This window comes from Cupriavidus sp. YAF13 (assembly GCF_052113425.1).
Classification (GTDB): domain Bacteria; phylum Pseudomonadota; class Gammaproteobacteria; order Burkholderiales; family Burkholderiaceae; genus Cupriavidus.
Genome location: NZ_JBFRDD010000038.1, coordinates 24039 through 39882, shown reverse-complemented (window position 1 = coordinate 39882; position 15844 = coordinate 24039). Strand labels below are relative to the sequence as shown.

7 protein-coding genes are annotated in these 15844 nt (G+C 60.2%); all 7 read left to right on the top strand.

The annotated features are described in order from the left end of the window. Positions 1–187 precede the first annotated feature (187 nt). Positions 188–2725: a DNA topoisomerase (ATP-hydrolyzing) subunit B gene (gene gyrB / locus AB4061_RS27100; protein ID WP_441639316.1), complete on the top strand. Its 2538-nt coding sequence runs from the start codon at positions 188–190 to the stop codon at positions 2723–2725. A 495-nt stretch (positions 2726–3220) separates the two neighbouring features. Next, positions 3221–3478: an excisionase family DNA-binding protein gene (locus AB4061_RS27095; protein WP_441639314.1), complete on the top strand. Its 258-nt coding sequence runs from the start codon at positions 3221–3223 to the stop codon at positions 3476–3478. Continuing rightward, positions 3475–4521 (top strand): DNA cytosine methyltransferase, encoded by a 1047-nt coding sequence (locus AB4061_RS27090; protein ID WP_441639312.1) that lies wholly within the window; start codon positions 3475–3477, stop codon positions 4519–4521. The genes AB4061_RS27095 and AB4061_RS27090 overlap by 4 nt, the downstream gene beginning before the upstream one ends. Before the next feature lie 33 nt (positions 4522–4554). Then, positions 4555–5001, top strand: coding sequence for a very short patch repair endonuclease (locus AB4061_RS27085; protein ID WP_441639310.1), 447 nt, complete (start codon positions 4555–4557; stop codon positions 4999–5001). A 5-nt stretch (positions 5002–5006) separates the two neighbouring features. After that, the gene (gene drmD, locus AB4061_RS27080; protein ID WP_441639308.1) at positions 5007–8144 is read left to right on the top strand and encodes a DISARM system SNF2-like helicase DrmD; all 3138 of its coding nucleotides are present in this window, start codon (positions 5007–5009) and stop codon (positions 8142–8144) included. Next, complete coding sequence (locus AB4061_RS27075; protein WP_441639306.1) at positions 8141–12451, top strand: Eco57I restriction-modification methylase domain-containing protein; 4311 nt, start codon at positions 8141–8143, stop codon at positions 12449–12451. Before drmD (AB4061_RS27080) ends, AB4061_RS27075 begins: the two co-directional genes overlap by 4 nt. A 15-nt stretch (positions 12452–12466) precedes the next feature. Further along, the gene (gene drmD, locus AB4061_RS27070) at positions 12467–15598 is read left to right on the top strand and encodes a DISARM system SNF2-like helicase DrmD (RefSeq protein WP_441639304.1); all 3132 of its coding nucleotides are present in this window, start codon (positions 12467–12469) and stop codon (positions 15596–15598) included. The last annotated feature ends 246 nt before the right edge of the window (positions 15599–15844 follow it).

The following is a 15844-nucleotide window of genomic DNA, read 5'->3' as shown; positions in this document are numbered from 1 at the left end:
CATCTAACGGCACACCACGGCTTGCGCAGCAGCCCCAGGGGCCCCGCGCAAGACCCGCCGCACCAGGGGCAGGATCGTCGAGATCCGCCCCTTTTGCCGTTTTTATGTAACCCGCTATGCGGCCCGATCCGGGCGCGCCCATCCGGGCGTGACGAGAGATCGCCGCATTCGCCGTGAGTAAGAGAACATGACCGAAGAGCAACAACCGCAATCGCAACCGCAACAGCAAGACAGCTACGGCGCAGGCTCGATCCAGATCCTGGAAGGCCTGGAGGCGGTGCGCAAGCGTCCGGGCATGTACATCGGCGACACGTCCGACGGCACCGGCCTGCACCACCTCGTATTTGAAGTGCTGGACAACTCCATCGACGAAGCCCTGGCCGGCTGGTGCACGGAAATCACCGTTACCATCCACAGCGACAACTCGATCTCCATCACCGACAACGGCCGCGGCATTCCCCCGCTCGTCAAGTTCGACGACAAGCACGAACCCAAGCGCAGCGCGGCAGAAATCGCCATGACCGAGCTGCACGCCGGCGGCAAGTTCAACCAGAACAGCTACAAGGTTTCCGGCGGCCTGCACGGCGTGGGTGTGTCCTGCGTCAATGCGCTCTCCAAGTGGCTGCGCCTGACCGTGCGCCGCGACGGCCAGGCCCACCTGCTCGAGTTCGCCCAAGGCGCCGTGCAGAACCGCGTCGTGGAAACCGTGCCCGGCCCCGACGGCGTGCCCGTGGAAGTCTCGCCGATGAAGATCCTCGGCCCCACCGACAAGCGCGGCACCGAAGTCCACTTCCTCGCCGACGAAGAAATCTTCACCAACGTCGAGTTCCACTACGAGATCCTGGCCAAGCGCATCCGCGAGCTCTCGTTTCTGAACAACGGCGTGCACATCCGCCTGGCCGACCAGCGCACCGGCAAGGAAGAAGACTTCGCCTTCTCCGGCGGCGTCAAAGGCTTCGTTGAGTACATCAACCGCGGCAAAAGCACCCTGCACCCCAACATCTTCTACGCCAACACCGAAAAAGACGGTATCGCCGTAGAAGTGTCCATGCAGTGGAACGACGGCTACAACGAACAAGTACTCTGCTTCACCAACAACATCCCGCAGCGTGACGGCGGCACCCACTTGACCGGGTTGCGCGCCGCCATGACGCGTGTGATGAACAAGTACATCGAAGAAAACGAGATCGCCAAAAAGGCCAAGGTAGAAACCACCGGCGACGACATGCGCGAAGGCCTCGCCTGCGTGCTCTCCGTCAAGGTGCCCGAGCCCAAGTTCAGCTCGCAGACCAAGGACAAGCTCGTCTCCTCCGAAGTGCGCCTGCCCGTGGAAGAACTCGTCGCCAAGGCCTTGGGTGATTTCCTGCTGGAGACCCCGGTAGACGCCAAGATCATCTGCGGCAAGATCGTCGACGCCGCCCGCGCCCGCGAAGCCGCCCGCAAGGCCCGCGAAATGACCCGCCGCAAAGGCGTGCTCGACGGCATGGGCCTGCCCGGCAAGCTGGCGGACTGCCAGGAGAAAGACCCCGCCCAGTCCGAACTCTTCCTGGTGGAGGGTGACTCCGCAGGCGGCTCCGCCAAGCAAGGCCGCGACCGTAAGTTCCAGGCCATCCTGCCGCTCAAGGGCAAGATCCTGAACGTGGAACGCGCCCGCTTCGACAAAATGCTCTCCAGCCAGGAAGTGCTCACGCTGATTACCGCGCTGGGCACCGGCATCGGCAAGGACGACTACAACCTCGACAAGCTGCGCTACCACCGCATCATCATCATGACCGACGCGGACGTGGACGGCTCCCACATCCGCACGCTGCTGCTCACGTTCTTCTACCGCCAGATGCCCGACATCATCGAGCGCGGCCACGTGTATATCGCCCAACCGCCGCTGTACAAGATCAAGCACGGCAAGGAAGAGCGCTATATCAAGGACGACAACGAGCTCAACGCCTACCTGCTGCGCCTGGCCATGGAAAAGGCCGCCCTGGTCAACCCCGACGGCAGCGAAGTCGCCGGCGACGCCCTGACGGAGCTGGCCCGCCAGTACCAACTGGCCGAAGCCGTGATCGGCCGCCTGGCCCGCATCGTGGACAGCGACGCCCTGCGCGCCATTGCCGACGGCATCGAGCTGGACCTGGACAGCGCCGCCGCCGCCGAAGCCTCAGCCACCGCGCTCAAGGCCAAGCTGTCGGAAATGCACGCCAAGACCCTGCTGGGCGCCGCCGTGAATGACGACGGCACGGCAGATGTCTATGCGCAATTTGACGAGAAGACGGACAAGCACCGCCTGATGATCGCCCGCCGGCATCATGGCAATGTGCGGTTGTCTCACCTGGATGCGGACTTTGTGCACGGTGCTGATTACGCAGCGCTGTCGCTGGCCGCCAAGACCTTCCAGGGCCTGATTGCGGAAGGCACCAAGGTGCGCCGTGGTGAAGGCGAGAAGATGCGCGACCAGACGGTGAATGACTTCCATGCTGCTATGCAGTGGTTGCTGTCTGAGGCTGAGCGCGGGGTGTCTCGTCAGCGGTATAAGGGGCTGGGGGAGATGAATCCTGAGCAGCTTTTTGAGACTACCTTGGACGTTACCCAGCGCCGACTGCTGAAGGTGCAGATTGAGGATGCTATTGCGGCGGATCAGATTTTTACTACGCTGATGGGGGATGAGGTTGAGCCGCGTAGGAATTTTATTGAGAGTAATGCGTTGGTGGCGCGGAATATTGATGTTTGATGTTTCGTGTAGGTTTTCAGAATAGTTGCGAAAAATCACAAATAAATGAATCGGACTGGGTTGGGCACTGCGTCCGCCCTTGACGTAGAGCACTCACGGGCAGAGTTACACAGTCGGCTTGAACTGTGGCGGGTTCGAGACCTGCGGCGCAAATGAAATCAAGGGGTTGCAGGAATTTTTCCTGTAACCCCTTTGTTCTTTTGCGGTCGATGTAACCGTCATGCGTCTCATATGCGTACTCCAATCGCCGCTGTCATGGCTGTTGCTTGCGGAGCTGTGCCGATAGGGAAACCAGCGGGACTACGCGTCGTCACAGAAGCATCGGTGGCATGGGGCGAGGGCGGCGGAGCTGTATGAGCTGGGGAACTACAAGGCCGGATGGAATCGGCCAAAACCAGATTAAAGCCGATCAGACCATGCTTGATCAGGCTCCAGAAGGACTGATTTCATGCGATGATGCGATAGGGAAGTCCTGCCTTTTGAGTGGAAGTCGACATGACAGATCGCTGGTTGTCGGTCGAGGAGATTGCCGCATACCTCGGCGTGAGCAGGGACACGGTATATGCGTGGATCAACAAGCGGAATATGCCTGCTCATCGATTGGTCGATTCTGGAAATTTAAATCCGATGAAGTCGACGAATGGGTTCGATCGGCTGGTGCAGCAGATAAGGAATATCGGGAAGGGGAATGAAGGACTTGGCTTCCGTTTGTTCCGATCGTCTCTCGACACCGGAAGAAGAGATTTGATGTGAAAAAAATTGCTTGTGTCGATTTATTCTGCGGAGCGGGTGGACTGACGCATGGCTTCCTTTTAGAGGGGCTTCCCGTTGTCGCCGGCATCGATCTCGATCCTGCCTGCCGCTTCCCTTACGAAGAGAACAATGATCAGGCTCGATTCGTCGAACGTGACATAAGTAAGGTCACAACGGACGAACTAGAGGTATTGTTCGGCGACGCCGAACTGAAGATCTTGGCGGGCTGCGCACCTTGCCAGCCTTTTTCGACCTATGCTCAGCGCTATGAGCTGGACGGCAAGGACGGCAAGTGGGGCTTGCTTTATCAGTTCGCGCGTCTCGTCAAAGGTTCGTTGCCGGACGTTATCACGATGGAAAATGTGCCGACCGTCGCTAAGCACGAGGTATTTCACGATTTTGTGGATACGCTAGAACGGCTAGGCTATGAGGTCTGGTTCGATGTCGTCGACAGCTCTCGTTATGGTGTTCCACAGATGCGACGTCGAATGGTGCTACTTGCTTCTAGGCACGGTAGCATCAGCATGATCTCGCCGACCCACGAAAAGCCGAAAACGGTGCGGCAAGCCATCGGGCACTTGCGGTCCATAGGCGCCGGAGAGTCCGCGCCCAGAGACAGGCTGCACGTCTCTTCCAAGCTGTCCGAAAAGAATCTTAAGCGGATCAAGGTCTCCAAGCCCGGCGGTACATGGCGCGATTGGCCCAAGCACTTGATCGCCGAATGTCACCGCTCCGAAAGCGGACGCACCTATCCGGGCGTCTACGGACGCATGGAGTGGGACAAGCCTGCGCCGACCATGACGACCCAGTGCTACGGGTTCGGCAATGGTCGGTTCGGACACCCCGCGCAGGATCGAGCCATCTCTCTGAGGGAAGCGGCGATCTTGCAAAGCTTTCCGCGCGACTACGCGTTCGTCCCGCAGGACGGCCAGGTGAGTTTCACGGTGCTCGGGCGGCTGATCGGCAACGCGGTTCCAGTCGATCTCGGCCGCGCCATCGCTCGTAGCATCAATCAGCACCTCGCATTGCTCGCGGCTCGGTGATGGGCTTACGAAGGTTATCCAATGCGTCGACCCGTGTCTTCGTCATCCGATGCCAGTCGCCGTATGGCGAAAGTGCGGCAAAAGGGAACGGGCGCGGAAATAGCATTGCGACGGGAGATGTACCGCATAGGTCTGCGCTACAGGGTCGACTACGAAGTGTTGAAAAATCCGCGGCGCGTCGCAGACGTAGCGTTCCCCGGTCGAATGATAGCCGTCTTCGTCGATGGCTGTTTCTGGCATGGCTGTCCCGAACACGCCACGTGGCCGAAGCAGAACGCGGAGTTCTGGCGGGAGAAGATTGAAACAAACCGGCGACGGGACGCGGACACGAATGAACGTCTGCAATCCCTAGGTTGGACGGTGCTCCGCTTCTGGTCGCACGAACCACCGACCAAGGCCGCCCGAATCGTCGCGCGCATGGTCGCGTTGGCCGACACAAAGCATCGCGGGGCGTCGACCAGCGCGAATGAGAAGAACTGATAAGAATGATGGCCAGCGTCCAGAACGAACAACAATCTCAGGCATATCGCGCTCGCCCCGAGCCAGGGCAGCTCGTCGAAGTGCGCCGTCGTCAGTGGGTTGTCGCCGACGTCAATGCCGCCGGACTTGATATCGGTACTCCTCAACACTGCCTGACGTTATCGTCGATCGACGAAGACGGTCTCGGCGAAGAACTGGAAGTCGTCTGGGAGATTGAACCGGGCGCTCAGGTCATTGAGCGGGCTGGCCTTCCTTCAGTCACGGGCCAAGATGACTCCAACACGCTCGACGCCTTCCTTGACGCCGTGCGGTGGGGCGCGGCCACCAATGCCGATCGGGGATTCCTTCAGGCTCCGTTCCGCAGCGGCGTCAGCATTGAGGACTTCCAGCTTGATCCGCTCGTGCGGGCCATCGATATGGCTCGCGTCAATCTGCTCATCGCAGATGACGTCGGCCTTGGCAAGACCATCGAAGCTGGTCTGGTCATTCAGGAACTGCTACTACGTCACCGCGCCCGCACCGTCCTGATTGTCTGCCCCGCATCGCTTCAGGAGAAATGGCGAGTCGAGATGCTGGAGAAGTTCGGCCTTGATTTTCGCGTGGTTGACACCGACTACATCAAGCAGTTGCGGCGGGAACGCGGCATCCACGCCAATCCGTGGACGTCGCACCCGCGCCTCATCACGTCGATGGATTGGGCCAAGGGCGGCGAAGGCTTGCGTGCCATGCGCGACGTCATTCCTCCGCATATTGGTCACCCCCGCAAGTTCGATCTGTTGGTTGTAGACGAGGCACACAACGTCGCTCCCGCTGCGGGCGCACACTACGCACTAGAAAGCCAGCGCACGCGTTTCATTCGCGCCATCGGCCCCCACTTCCAGCATCGGCTGTTCTTGACCGCGACGCCCCACAATGGTTACACCGAATCGTTCACTTCGCTGCTGGAACTACTTGACGACCAACGCTTCGCACGCAACATCCTCCCCGACGAGAAACGGCTGAGTCAGGTGATGATCCGCCGCCTGAAAAGCGATCTGGTCGATGCCCAGGGCAATCCGTTGTATGCGCAGCGCAAGTTACAGGCACTCGCAGTCCCATACGCGGCAGACGAGCGCGAGATACATCGCAAGCTGAATGACTACTGCGTCAGCCGCGAAAAGGACGCAGAAAAGGCAGGCAACGGCTTCGGCACGGCGTTCGTCAACCGGCTCCTCAAGAAACGCCTGCTTTCGTCACCCGCCGCGTTCGCGTCCACACTCGAAAAACACGTCGCTTCGCTGTCGGGTGCGGCTCCGGCGTCAAGGCCGGATTACATGTCCGAACGCATCCTGCACAAGGCCATCCTGAAGGCAGACGAGGACTACGCCGACGACCGGGAGGTCGAGAACGCACAAGCCGAAGCCATTGAGGAAGCGACACGGCGTGCATCGCCGCCGACAGCGGAGCAGCGGGCAATTCTGGACGAACTGAGGGGGTGGGCTCAGCGCGCGCGGAATCAGGCCGACTCCAAGGCCAAGGCCATCCTAGACTGGCTAACGGTCAATCTCAAGCCGGGTGGCCAGTGGAACGACCGTCGGGTGATTCTGTTCACCGAGTACCGCACCACGCACCAGTGGATACATCAAATCCTCGCCAGTCATGGTTTCGGCGGCGAACGCCTCGCCCAGCTCCATGGTGGACTTTCCCAAGAAGAGCGAGAACCGATCAAGGCCGCGTTCCAAACTTCACCACAAGATTCACCCGTCCGAATCCTGCTCGCCACCGATGCGGCATCCGAAGGCATCGACTTGCAGAACTACTGCAATCGGCTCATTCACTTGGAGATTCCCTACAACCCCAACGTGATGGAGCAGCGCAACGGTCGAATCGATCGTCATGGCCAGCGCGAAAAGGAAGTGTTGATTTGGCACCCGGTCGATGGCGGTGACGTGGGTGGCGCGTCGGTCGGCGGCCACGGTGAGGACATCCTGCGCGCCTTGCGAAAGTTGGATTCGATGCGCGCCGACATGGGCAGCGTCAATCCCGTCATCGCGCCGCAGATGTCCGGCCTCATCGAAGGCTCGCTGAAGGACTTGGACACCCGCCTCGCCGAAGCTCGGATCGCGCGAGCCAAGAACTTCGTCCGCGCCGAGCGCGAGTTGAAAGAGCGCGTCGCCAAACTGCACGGTCGCTTGCTTACCACCCAGCAGGATTTCCACCTCACGCCCGACCACGTTCTGATGGCCGTGAAGACCGGCCTCGAGTTGGCGGGCCGTCCGCCGCTGGAACCCGTCGAATTGGAGGGCGCGCCCTCGCGCAGCGTCTTCCGGATGCCCGCGCTTTCCGGTTCCTGGGCGCGCTGTCTGGAAGGATTGCGTCATCCGCACACTCAGCGGATACGGCCCATCACCTTCGACCACACGGTTGCCAGTGGCCGGGACGATGTCGTGCTTGTCCACCTGAATCATCGCTTGGTGCAGATGTGCCTGCGCCTGTTGCGAGCCGAGATCTGGGCGCAGGACGACGTGAAGAAGCTGCACCGCGTCACCGTCCGTACGGTGCCTGACGCGCACATTGACGGATCTGCCGTGGTTGTTGTTTCGCGGCTGGTCGTCACCGGTGGCAACCACCATAGGCTGCACGAGGAGCTGACGGTTTCGGGCGGCTACCTGCGGGACCAATCCTTCCGCCGCGAGGAAGGCGTCACCCGTATCCAGCAATGGCTGGATGAGGCAAAACCCATCACAGCAGGCCCATCCTTGTTCGATGCGCTTCGGAACCGCTTTGACCGCCAGCAGGAAGCCATCCTGAAAGCAGTCGATGCCCGCTCGAAGGAACGTCTCCGGTTCCTGACCAACACTCTCCAGACCCGCAAGCAGCAGGAAATCGACGACATCGGCACCGTGCTCGACGAACTGGAACAAGCGATACATTCCGAACTGAAGAAGGGGCAGCAGCCCGAACAGCTCTCGCTCTTCACCGAGGACGAGCGCACGCAGCTCCGGCGCGACATCACGGCGCTGGAAACACGCCTCGCGCGCATCCCCGAGGAACGCCGGATGGAAATGCAGGCCATCGAAGCCCGTTACGCCAAGCTCGCCGATCGCACCTTCCCGGTCGCCGTGATCTTCGTCATTCCCGAATCCGCCGGAGGCTCCGCATGAGCATCCGCGACATCCACCACGACTGGCTCTCGCTTATCGAGATTTCCGGCCCGTTCCTCGCAGTTCCGGTGTTGAGCGAAGCCTTCCCGCAGGGGTTGGAAGAGCTTGATGCGGCCAGGCGCAAGCGGCTGCGGCAAGCCTACGACGAATGGCGCGAGGCGCAGGAAACGGACGATCCACGTTTTGCCGACCTGCATGCGGCGTGGATAGACGAAGTCTTGTCGCGCGGGCTGGAACTCGACGAGGACGGTCGCGGCGACGTGCTGAAGGGTAAGGACTGGTGCGCCCAGCATTCGAACGCCAGCCTGCCCGAGCACGACGTGAGGCTATCGCCGGATTTTGCGGTCGTCGGCAACGACGACAAGCTGTTGATGCTCGTCCATGCCTATGGGCCGGACGTCGATCTCGATGCCACCTCGAAGCAGGACGGCTGGGCCAGCACACCATCGGAACGCATGGTGACGCTTTGCCGCGCCAAGGGATGCCGTCTCGGCCTTGTCACCAACGGCGAACGCTGGATGCTGGTCGATGCGCCGGTGGGCGCGATCACCACTTTCGCCAGTTGGTATGCGCGCATCTGGGGGCAGGAACCCGCCACTCTCCAAGCCTTCGTCCACCTCTTGGGCGTCCGGCGATTCTTCGTGGACGAATCCGAACGACTGCCCGCGCTGTTCGACCGCTCGCAGAAGTTCCAGGACGAAGTAACCGACGCCTTGGGCGAGCAGGTGCGGCGTGCGGTTGAGGTGCTGATCCAGGCGCTCGACAAAGCCGATCAGGACCGCAGCCGCGAGTTGCTGCGCGGCGTGAAGGAAGCCGAACTTTACGAAGCCGCGCTGACGGTGATGATGCGGCTGGTCTTCCTACTCTCAGCCGAAGAACGCGGCTTGCTGCTCTTGGGTGATGAACGCTACGAAGCCAACTACGCACTCTCGACCCTGCGCATGCAGTTGCGCGCCGAATCGGATGAGATTCTGGAGCGCCGCTGGGATGCGTGGTCACGCCTGCTGGCCGTATTCCGCGCCGTTTACGGCGGTATCGAGCACGAAAACCTGCGCTTGCCCGCGCTGGGCGGCTCGCTGTTCGATCCAAATCGCTTCCCCTTCCTCGAAGGCCGCGCTCGTGGCTCGGACTGGCGTATCGATGTCGCCAAGCCGCTGCCGATCGACAACCGCACCGTCTTGCTACTGCTCGAAGCCATCCAGCAGTTCCAGGGCCGCACGCTGTCATATCGGGCGCTGGACGTCGAACAGATTGGCTACGTCTATGAAGGTCTGCTGGAACGCACCGTCAAGCGCACAACCGAGGTCACGCTGGAGCTCGACGCCACCAAGAGCGCCCAGTCGCCTTGGGTCACGCTGGCCGAACTCGAATCCGGACGGCTGGACGGTGCAGAGCGACTCGCCGAACTGCTCCAGCAGCGTTCCGGCAGTTCCGCTAGCCGTGTGCGCAACGATCTAGCGCGTCCGGTGGACGACGCGCTCGCCGATCGCATCTTGACGACCTGCCACGGCGACACGGCGCTGCGCGATCGGATCAAACCGTTCGCCCATCTGGTACGCACCGATCCTTGGGGCTATCCGCTGGTCTATCCCTCGGGAGCCTTCGTCGTCACCACTGGCTCCGACCGGCGCGAGACCGGCACCCACTACACGCCGAAGTCGCTCACCGAGGCCATCGTCGCCGAGACACTTACGCCCATCGCCTACGTCGGCCCAGCGGAGGGCACGCCGCGCGCGGACTGGACGTTGAAATCGCCCGCTGAACTGCTCAACCTGAAGATCTGTGATCCAGCGATGGGTTCGGGAGCGTTCCTCGTGCAAGCATGCCGCTGGCTGGCCGATCGGCTGGTTGAGTCGTGGGCGCAGGCCGAGGCTCAAGGTAGCACGGTTGGTGCCGATGGACGGGTGGAGGGAGCCGACGCTAACGTCGAGCCGCTGTCTCGCGACACCGAGGCGCGCACCATCGTCGCCCGCCGCCTCATCGCCGAACGCTGCCTCTACGGCGTCGATCTGAACCCGCTGGCGGTTGAACTGGCCAAGCTCTCCATCTGGCTGGTGACGCTGGCCAGGGGGCGGCCTTTCGGCTTCCTCGACCATAACCTACGCTATGGCGACAGCCTGCTCGGCATCCATCGGCTGGATCAACTGACTCAGCTTTCGATGAATTCCACAGGCCAGGGTCAGCTACGTCTTTTCGGCCAGCACGTCGAACAAGCCGTGCGAGAGGCTATCGAGCTGCGGTCGCGTTTGCGGGAGATGCCGATCCGTGACATCCGCGACGTGGAAGCCATGGTGCATCTGGACGCCGACGCGCGCCGCAGGCTCGAAGTACCGGAGTGCATCGCCGATGCGTTCGTCGGCGAAGTGTTCGCGGCAGGTGCTGGCACCGCACTGGAGAGCACGCTAGCGTCGCTGACCATCCAAGCCGGGCAAGCCATTGAAGGCGACCGTGAAGTGCTCGCCTCGATGCACCGGAGATCGGTCGCTGCACTCTCGACCAATCTGCATGCCAACAAACCTGCACGTCGGCCTTTTCATTGGCCGTTGGAGTTTCCAGAAGTGTTCGCGCGCGAACGTGGAGGCTTCGATGGCATTGTCGGCAATCCCCCCTTCCTGGGCGGACAGCGCATCACCGGTGTTGCGGGCACTGCCTTCCGCGATTGGCTGGTCGCACACATCGCTGAGGGGCGTCGCGGCTCGGCAGATCTGGTTGCCTATTTTTTTCTGCGTACGTGGAGCTTGCTACGCGATGGCGGTGGTTTTGGGTTGCTTGCAGTCAACACCATTGCGGAAGGAGATACGAGGCAGGTCGGACTAGAGTCCATGGTTGGCACTGGTGCCGTCATCCATGCGGCCTACCCCAATGAGCCTTGGCCTGGGAAGGCGGCAGTTGTCACCAGCCGTGTGCATGTCCACAAGGGCGAATGGAGAGGCGAGCGCTCGCTGCACGGCCAACCGGCACCATTCATTTCGGCTTTCCTTTCTAATCGTGAGGAATGGAGCCCGAAGCGCTTGAAAGCAAACGAAGGTATTGCGTATCAAGGCTCAATCGCGCTAGGGATGGGCTTCGTGCTCTCGCACGATGAGGCACGCCGAATGCTGGATGCCGACCCGAAGAACGCCGAGGTGATCTTTCCCTATATCAACGGCGACGACCTCAATTCAGATCCTGAACAGAGGCCGAGCCGTTGGGTGATCAATTTTTGGGATTGGACGGAAGAGCGCGCAAAGGAATATAAACTGCCGTGGCGTCGACTTGAGGAAACGGTAAAGGACGAGCGTCAAAAAAATAATCGCAAGGTGTATCGAGACTATTGGTGGCAATTCGCAGAAAAGAGGCCTGCCATGTACCACGCCATCGGCCGCGGTCGCCATTTCGATCGGCATCCCACGAATTGGGTAGAAAGTGAGCCGATGAACAGGATCATCGGAATTACAAGAGTATCGAAGTTCCTCAATGCCGCATTCTTGCCGAACGATCGGATTTTTACGCTCGACCTGTTTGTCTTTGCCTTGAGCGACGCTGCGAACTTAGCGCTTCTCCAGTCCTCCATTCACGATGTGTGGACTCGCAAGCAGTCTTCGACGCAGGAAACGAGGATGCGGTATACGGCAACTGACAGCTTTGAGACCATGCCGCAGCCAGCTAGAAAGGACACACTTCACGACATCGGAACGAGCTATTTGGATCTACGTTCATCAATAGCGCAAGAGAGTGAGATTGGCCTGACCAAGCTCTACAACCGCTTCCACAGTGACGCTGAACACGATCCTCGTATCGAAAGGCTTCGTGTGTTGCAACGCGAAATGGATGCTATGGTCGCGCGTGCCTACGACTGGGACGACCTCGACCTCGAGCACGGGTTCCACGAGGTGCCGTACCTGCCCGAGAGTGACCGCGTTCGCTTCACTATTTCGGAGGCAGCGCGCGTTGAAGTGCTCAGGCGACTGTCGGAATTGAACCGTCAACGGTACGAAGAGCAGGTCGCCCAAGGGCTGCATGCCGACGCCATACCACGTGCTTCTCCCCCTGCCCCGCGCGCCGGTCGGAGGGCCAGCGCCGCTACCGCTCAATCCTCGTTTGACTTCGAGGCAGGGGTTGCAGCTAGCGCCGACGGTGCCACGCCAACTAGGGCGATCCTTGGCTTCCTGAGCACGCACGACGGCTGGCACGCCAAGGCCGACGTCCTTGTTGCCACTGGCATTGCTGACGGCCAATGGAACGCTGCGATCACCGAACTGATCGCGGTCGGCAAGGTCGAGCGCCAAGGTGAACGGCGCGGAACTCGATACCGAGCAATTGAATAGCGAGGAGTGCCCCGTATGCCGTGGAATCCCGGACAACTCGTTCGTCATATCGATGATCCGGCCAAGATCGGCACGATCACCGATCRGACCCGTGCGCGCACTTCTGGCTCCCAGTATCGCGTGAACTGGAATGGCCGCCTGGACTGGCACTACGAGGAGGAATTAGTTGCTGCCGATGCAGGCGGTGACGATCCTCTGGAATTGATCCGTGAAGGACGTTATGGACGTGTGGATCATCTGCGCCAGTTGCTGACGCAGATCCATCTGGCCGGGCGTCTGTCGAACGTCGTGTATGCCATGGGTCTGACGCAGACCGACTTCTACCCGCATCAGTACAAGCCGTTGTTGACGCTACTGGATTCCCCCGTCAACGGCCTGCTGATCGCGGACGAAGTGGGTCTGGGCAAAACGATTGAGGCGGGATTGATCTGGACCGAACTTCGCGCCCGCTACGACATGCGCCGACTGTTGGTGGTTTGTCCCGCCATGCTTCGGGAGAAGTGGCGGTTCGAGCTTTCGTCACGCTTCGGTCTGGATGCTCGTGTCGTCGATGCGGAAACGTTACGGCAAGAACTGGATTCGACCGAGCATCGGGAACGTGCATGGATCGTCAGCTACCAAGGCATCCGGGTTCCGAGTGATTGGGATGCAACCGATAGCGACAAGCCCAAGCGGTCGGTTCGCGCCCGTCTCGCCGATTTGCTCTACAACCATGCCGATCAAGAACCGTTGCTGGACTTGGTGATCTTCGATGAAGCGCATCACATGCGCAACGAAGAAACGGGCGCATGGCGGACGGGCAGCTTGCTGAGAGATGTCAGCACGCACCAGTTGATGCTTTCGGCTACGCCGATCAACCTTGGTTCGGATGACTTGTTCAATGTACTGCGCTTGCTCGATCCAGATCATTTCGAGTATCCGGAGGATTTCCGAAACGTCGTCCTCGCCAACCGCCCGGTGATTGCCGCGAGTGACGTCGTGCGTAACCCGACAAGCGATGCCGACCAAATCATGGCGGCAATCCGCGAAATCGAGTCGTCACGATGGTTCGAGCGATCTGAGCGTGTCGATCGCTTGATCGAAGAAGCCGAGGCGATTACAGATTGGACGAATGACAGGCGCATCGATATCGCGGCCAAACTAGAAAGGCTCAATTTGCTTGCGCATATCGTCAGCCGAACCCGCAAACGGGAAGTGCAGTCTGATCGGGTGTTGCGTGACCCGACCGTATTCGAGGCGGAAATGTCGCCCGTGGAGCGGGAGCTTTATCAAGCGATCACCGAAGGAACGCGAGAGTATGCACTAGCCAATGGCATTGAGCACGGTTTCTTGCTCTCCACACCACAGCGTATGGTTGCCTCCAGTCCGGCTGCCTTGCTGCGGACTTGGCGTGACGACGGGCTTGATGCCGATGCCATGGCTGCGGCGATGGACGAAGTCGATGAAGACGAGGAAAAGCTGGCGGAAAGGACATCGGGTCTCAAACGCTGGTTGGCGAGCAGAACGCTGCGCCAGTTCAAGTTTGCTGACCTGAGCAGGAACGACTCGAAATTTGCCGAGCTTTCCAAAGCATTCAAGCGATTCATGGCCGAGGATCGCGAAGCCAAGGCGATCGTGTTCACTACCTTTCGCGGCACGGCGCGCTATCTGGTGGAGCGTCTCTCCGCCGAAAACGTGGAAGCCGGGCTATTGATGGGTGGCGCTGACTTTGACAAGGAGGCCGTGGTCTCCGGTTTTCGCGAGGATAGGAATTGCCGTGTATTGGTCTGTACCGACGTCGCTGCCGAAGGTGTGGATTTGCAGTTCTGCCGTCTCGTCGTCAACTACGATCTTCCATGGAATCCGATGCGCATCGAGCAACGTATCGGGCGTATCGATCGCATCGGCCAACAGTCTAAGCGCATCTTGGTATGGAACTTCGTTCACAAGGAGACGATCGATGCGCTGATTCTCGCGAGATTGGCCAAGCGCATTGGCATTTTCGAGAGCACCTTGGGGGAAACGGAGGAAATTCTCGGTCAAGTCAGAAAGCTCGAAAACGTTTTATTGTCGAAACACCTGACCACCGACGAAGAGGCGCGCTTGATCGAGGAGGTGGCGCTGGCAATCGAAAATGCCAAGCGAAAACAGGAGGAACTGGAACGAGAGGCGATCCAGCTGGTGGCCCACGGTCAGCAGTTACTGGCGCAGATCGAAGCGGCGCGCGGCGATGGAAAGATCGTCACCCGTCATGACCTGATCCGTTACGTCTCTGGATGCCTCAGGAATGCTCCCGGTTGTCGCTTCCTTGCGGCGCATGGTGATTCCGACACGTTCGACATCGGCTTGAGTCCCAGCGTTGCTGCAGAGTTGGATGAGTTCGTGAGACGGGAGAATCTCGTCGGGAAGACTGGCCTTGCCTCCGGTCAGACGAAGCGTTGTCGCTTCACCGACAGGATCACCGACAAGCCCAAGCCCGGCGAAGAGATTGTCCATCGCTTTCATCCTATAGTTCGTTTCCTGTCGCGTAAAGCTGAAGGGGAAGAGGATCGTTTTCCTCTCTATGCTGCCAGAGTCACCACCGATGGCGTAAAGGCGGGCCGATATGCGCTGATGACCCGATTGGCTAGCTTCTCCGGGGTCAAGGAGGAGGAGCATCTCCTGGTCGCTGCCGTTCCACTAGACCGTGATCTCCCCCTCGACGATCGACTGGCGGAAGCCTTGCTCGACTCGGTCAGGAAAGCGGGCGACGACTGGCCGACGGCGGCGGTCGATATCGCTCCTGATGTCGGGGTGATGGCAGCAGAGCTAATTGAGGAAGTACTCAGGGATCGGTACAAGGCAATCAAGGATGAAAAATGGCGCGAGAACCGAGATCGCACCGACGTGCTTTCGCAGCTATTGGACGACCACATTCGCAAGAAGCGTGAGGGGTTCGAGAGGCGGATCAACAGCCACGAATACTATGCATCACTGTATGGGAGTAGTCCGGACGGAAAACGACGCAAGGGCTTGGCGAACGCAGAGCGCAAGAAGATGGAGGATTTTCTGGCCCGGATGGACACCCGCAGAGCGACGCTGGCACGTAAGAGCGAAGCCTTTTCGGCTGAAACGCGTGATATCTGCGTCTTGCTCGTGGACGTGGTGCGGGCGGGAGATCGTCCATGAAGAGTTGGAAAGAGCAACTGCGGGATATCAAAGTGAGGTTGCGCGAGTCGGCACGTGGCAAAGAACGAGGAGATGAGCAATCCGAGGTCGAGTTCGAGCCGGCACCCTCCTGGCTGAATGGCGACGGTACTATCCCGAAGAGCCCACCTACCGGGAAGCCCGTCCAGCAATCCGCGACATCGGACAATGTCGGGACATCTGCCGACAAGCCGTCGGCGCGACCCGGCAGGTCGTTACCGCCACCCT

Excerpts from the sequence above, each read along its gene's own strand:
- gyrB (WP_441639316.1), top strand. The coding sequence starts at position 188 with ATGACCGAAGAGCAACAACCGCAATCGCAACCGCAACAGCAAGACAGC.
- AB4061_RS27095 (WP_441639314.1), top strand. The coding sequence starts at position 3,221 with ATGACAGATCGCTGGTTGTCGGTCGAGGAGATTGCCGCATACCTCGGC.
- drmD (WP_441639308.1), top strand. The coding sequence starts at position 5,007 with ATGATGGCCAGCGTCCAGAACGAACAACAATCTCAGGCATATCGCGCT.
- AB4061_RS27075 (WP_441639306.1), top strand. The coding sequence starts at position 8,141 with ATGAGCATCCGCGACATCCACCACGACTGGCTCTCGCTTATCGAGATT.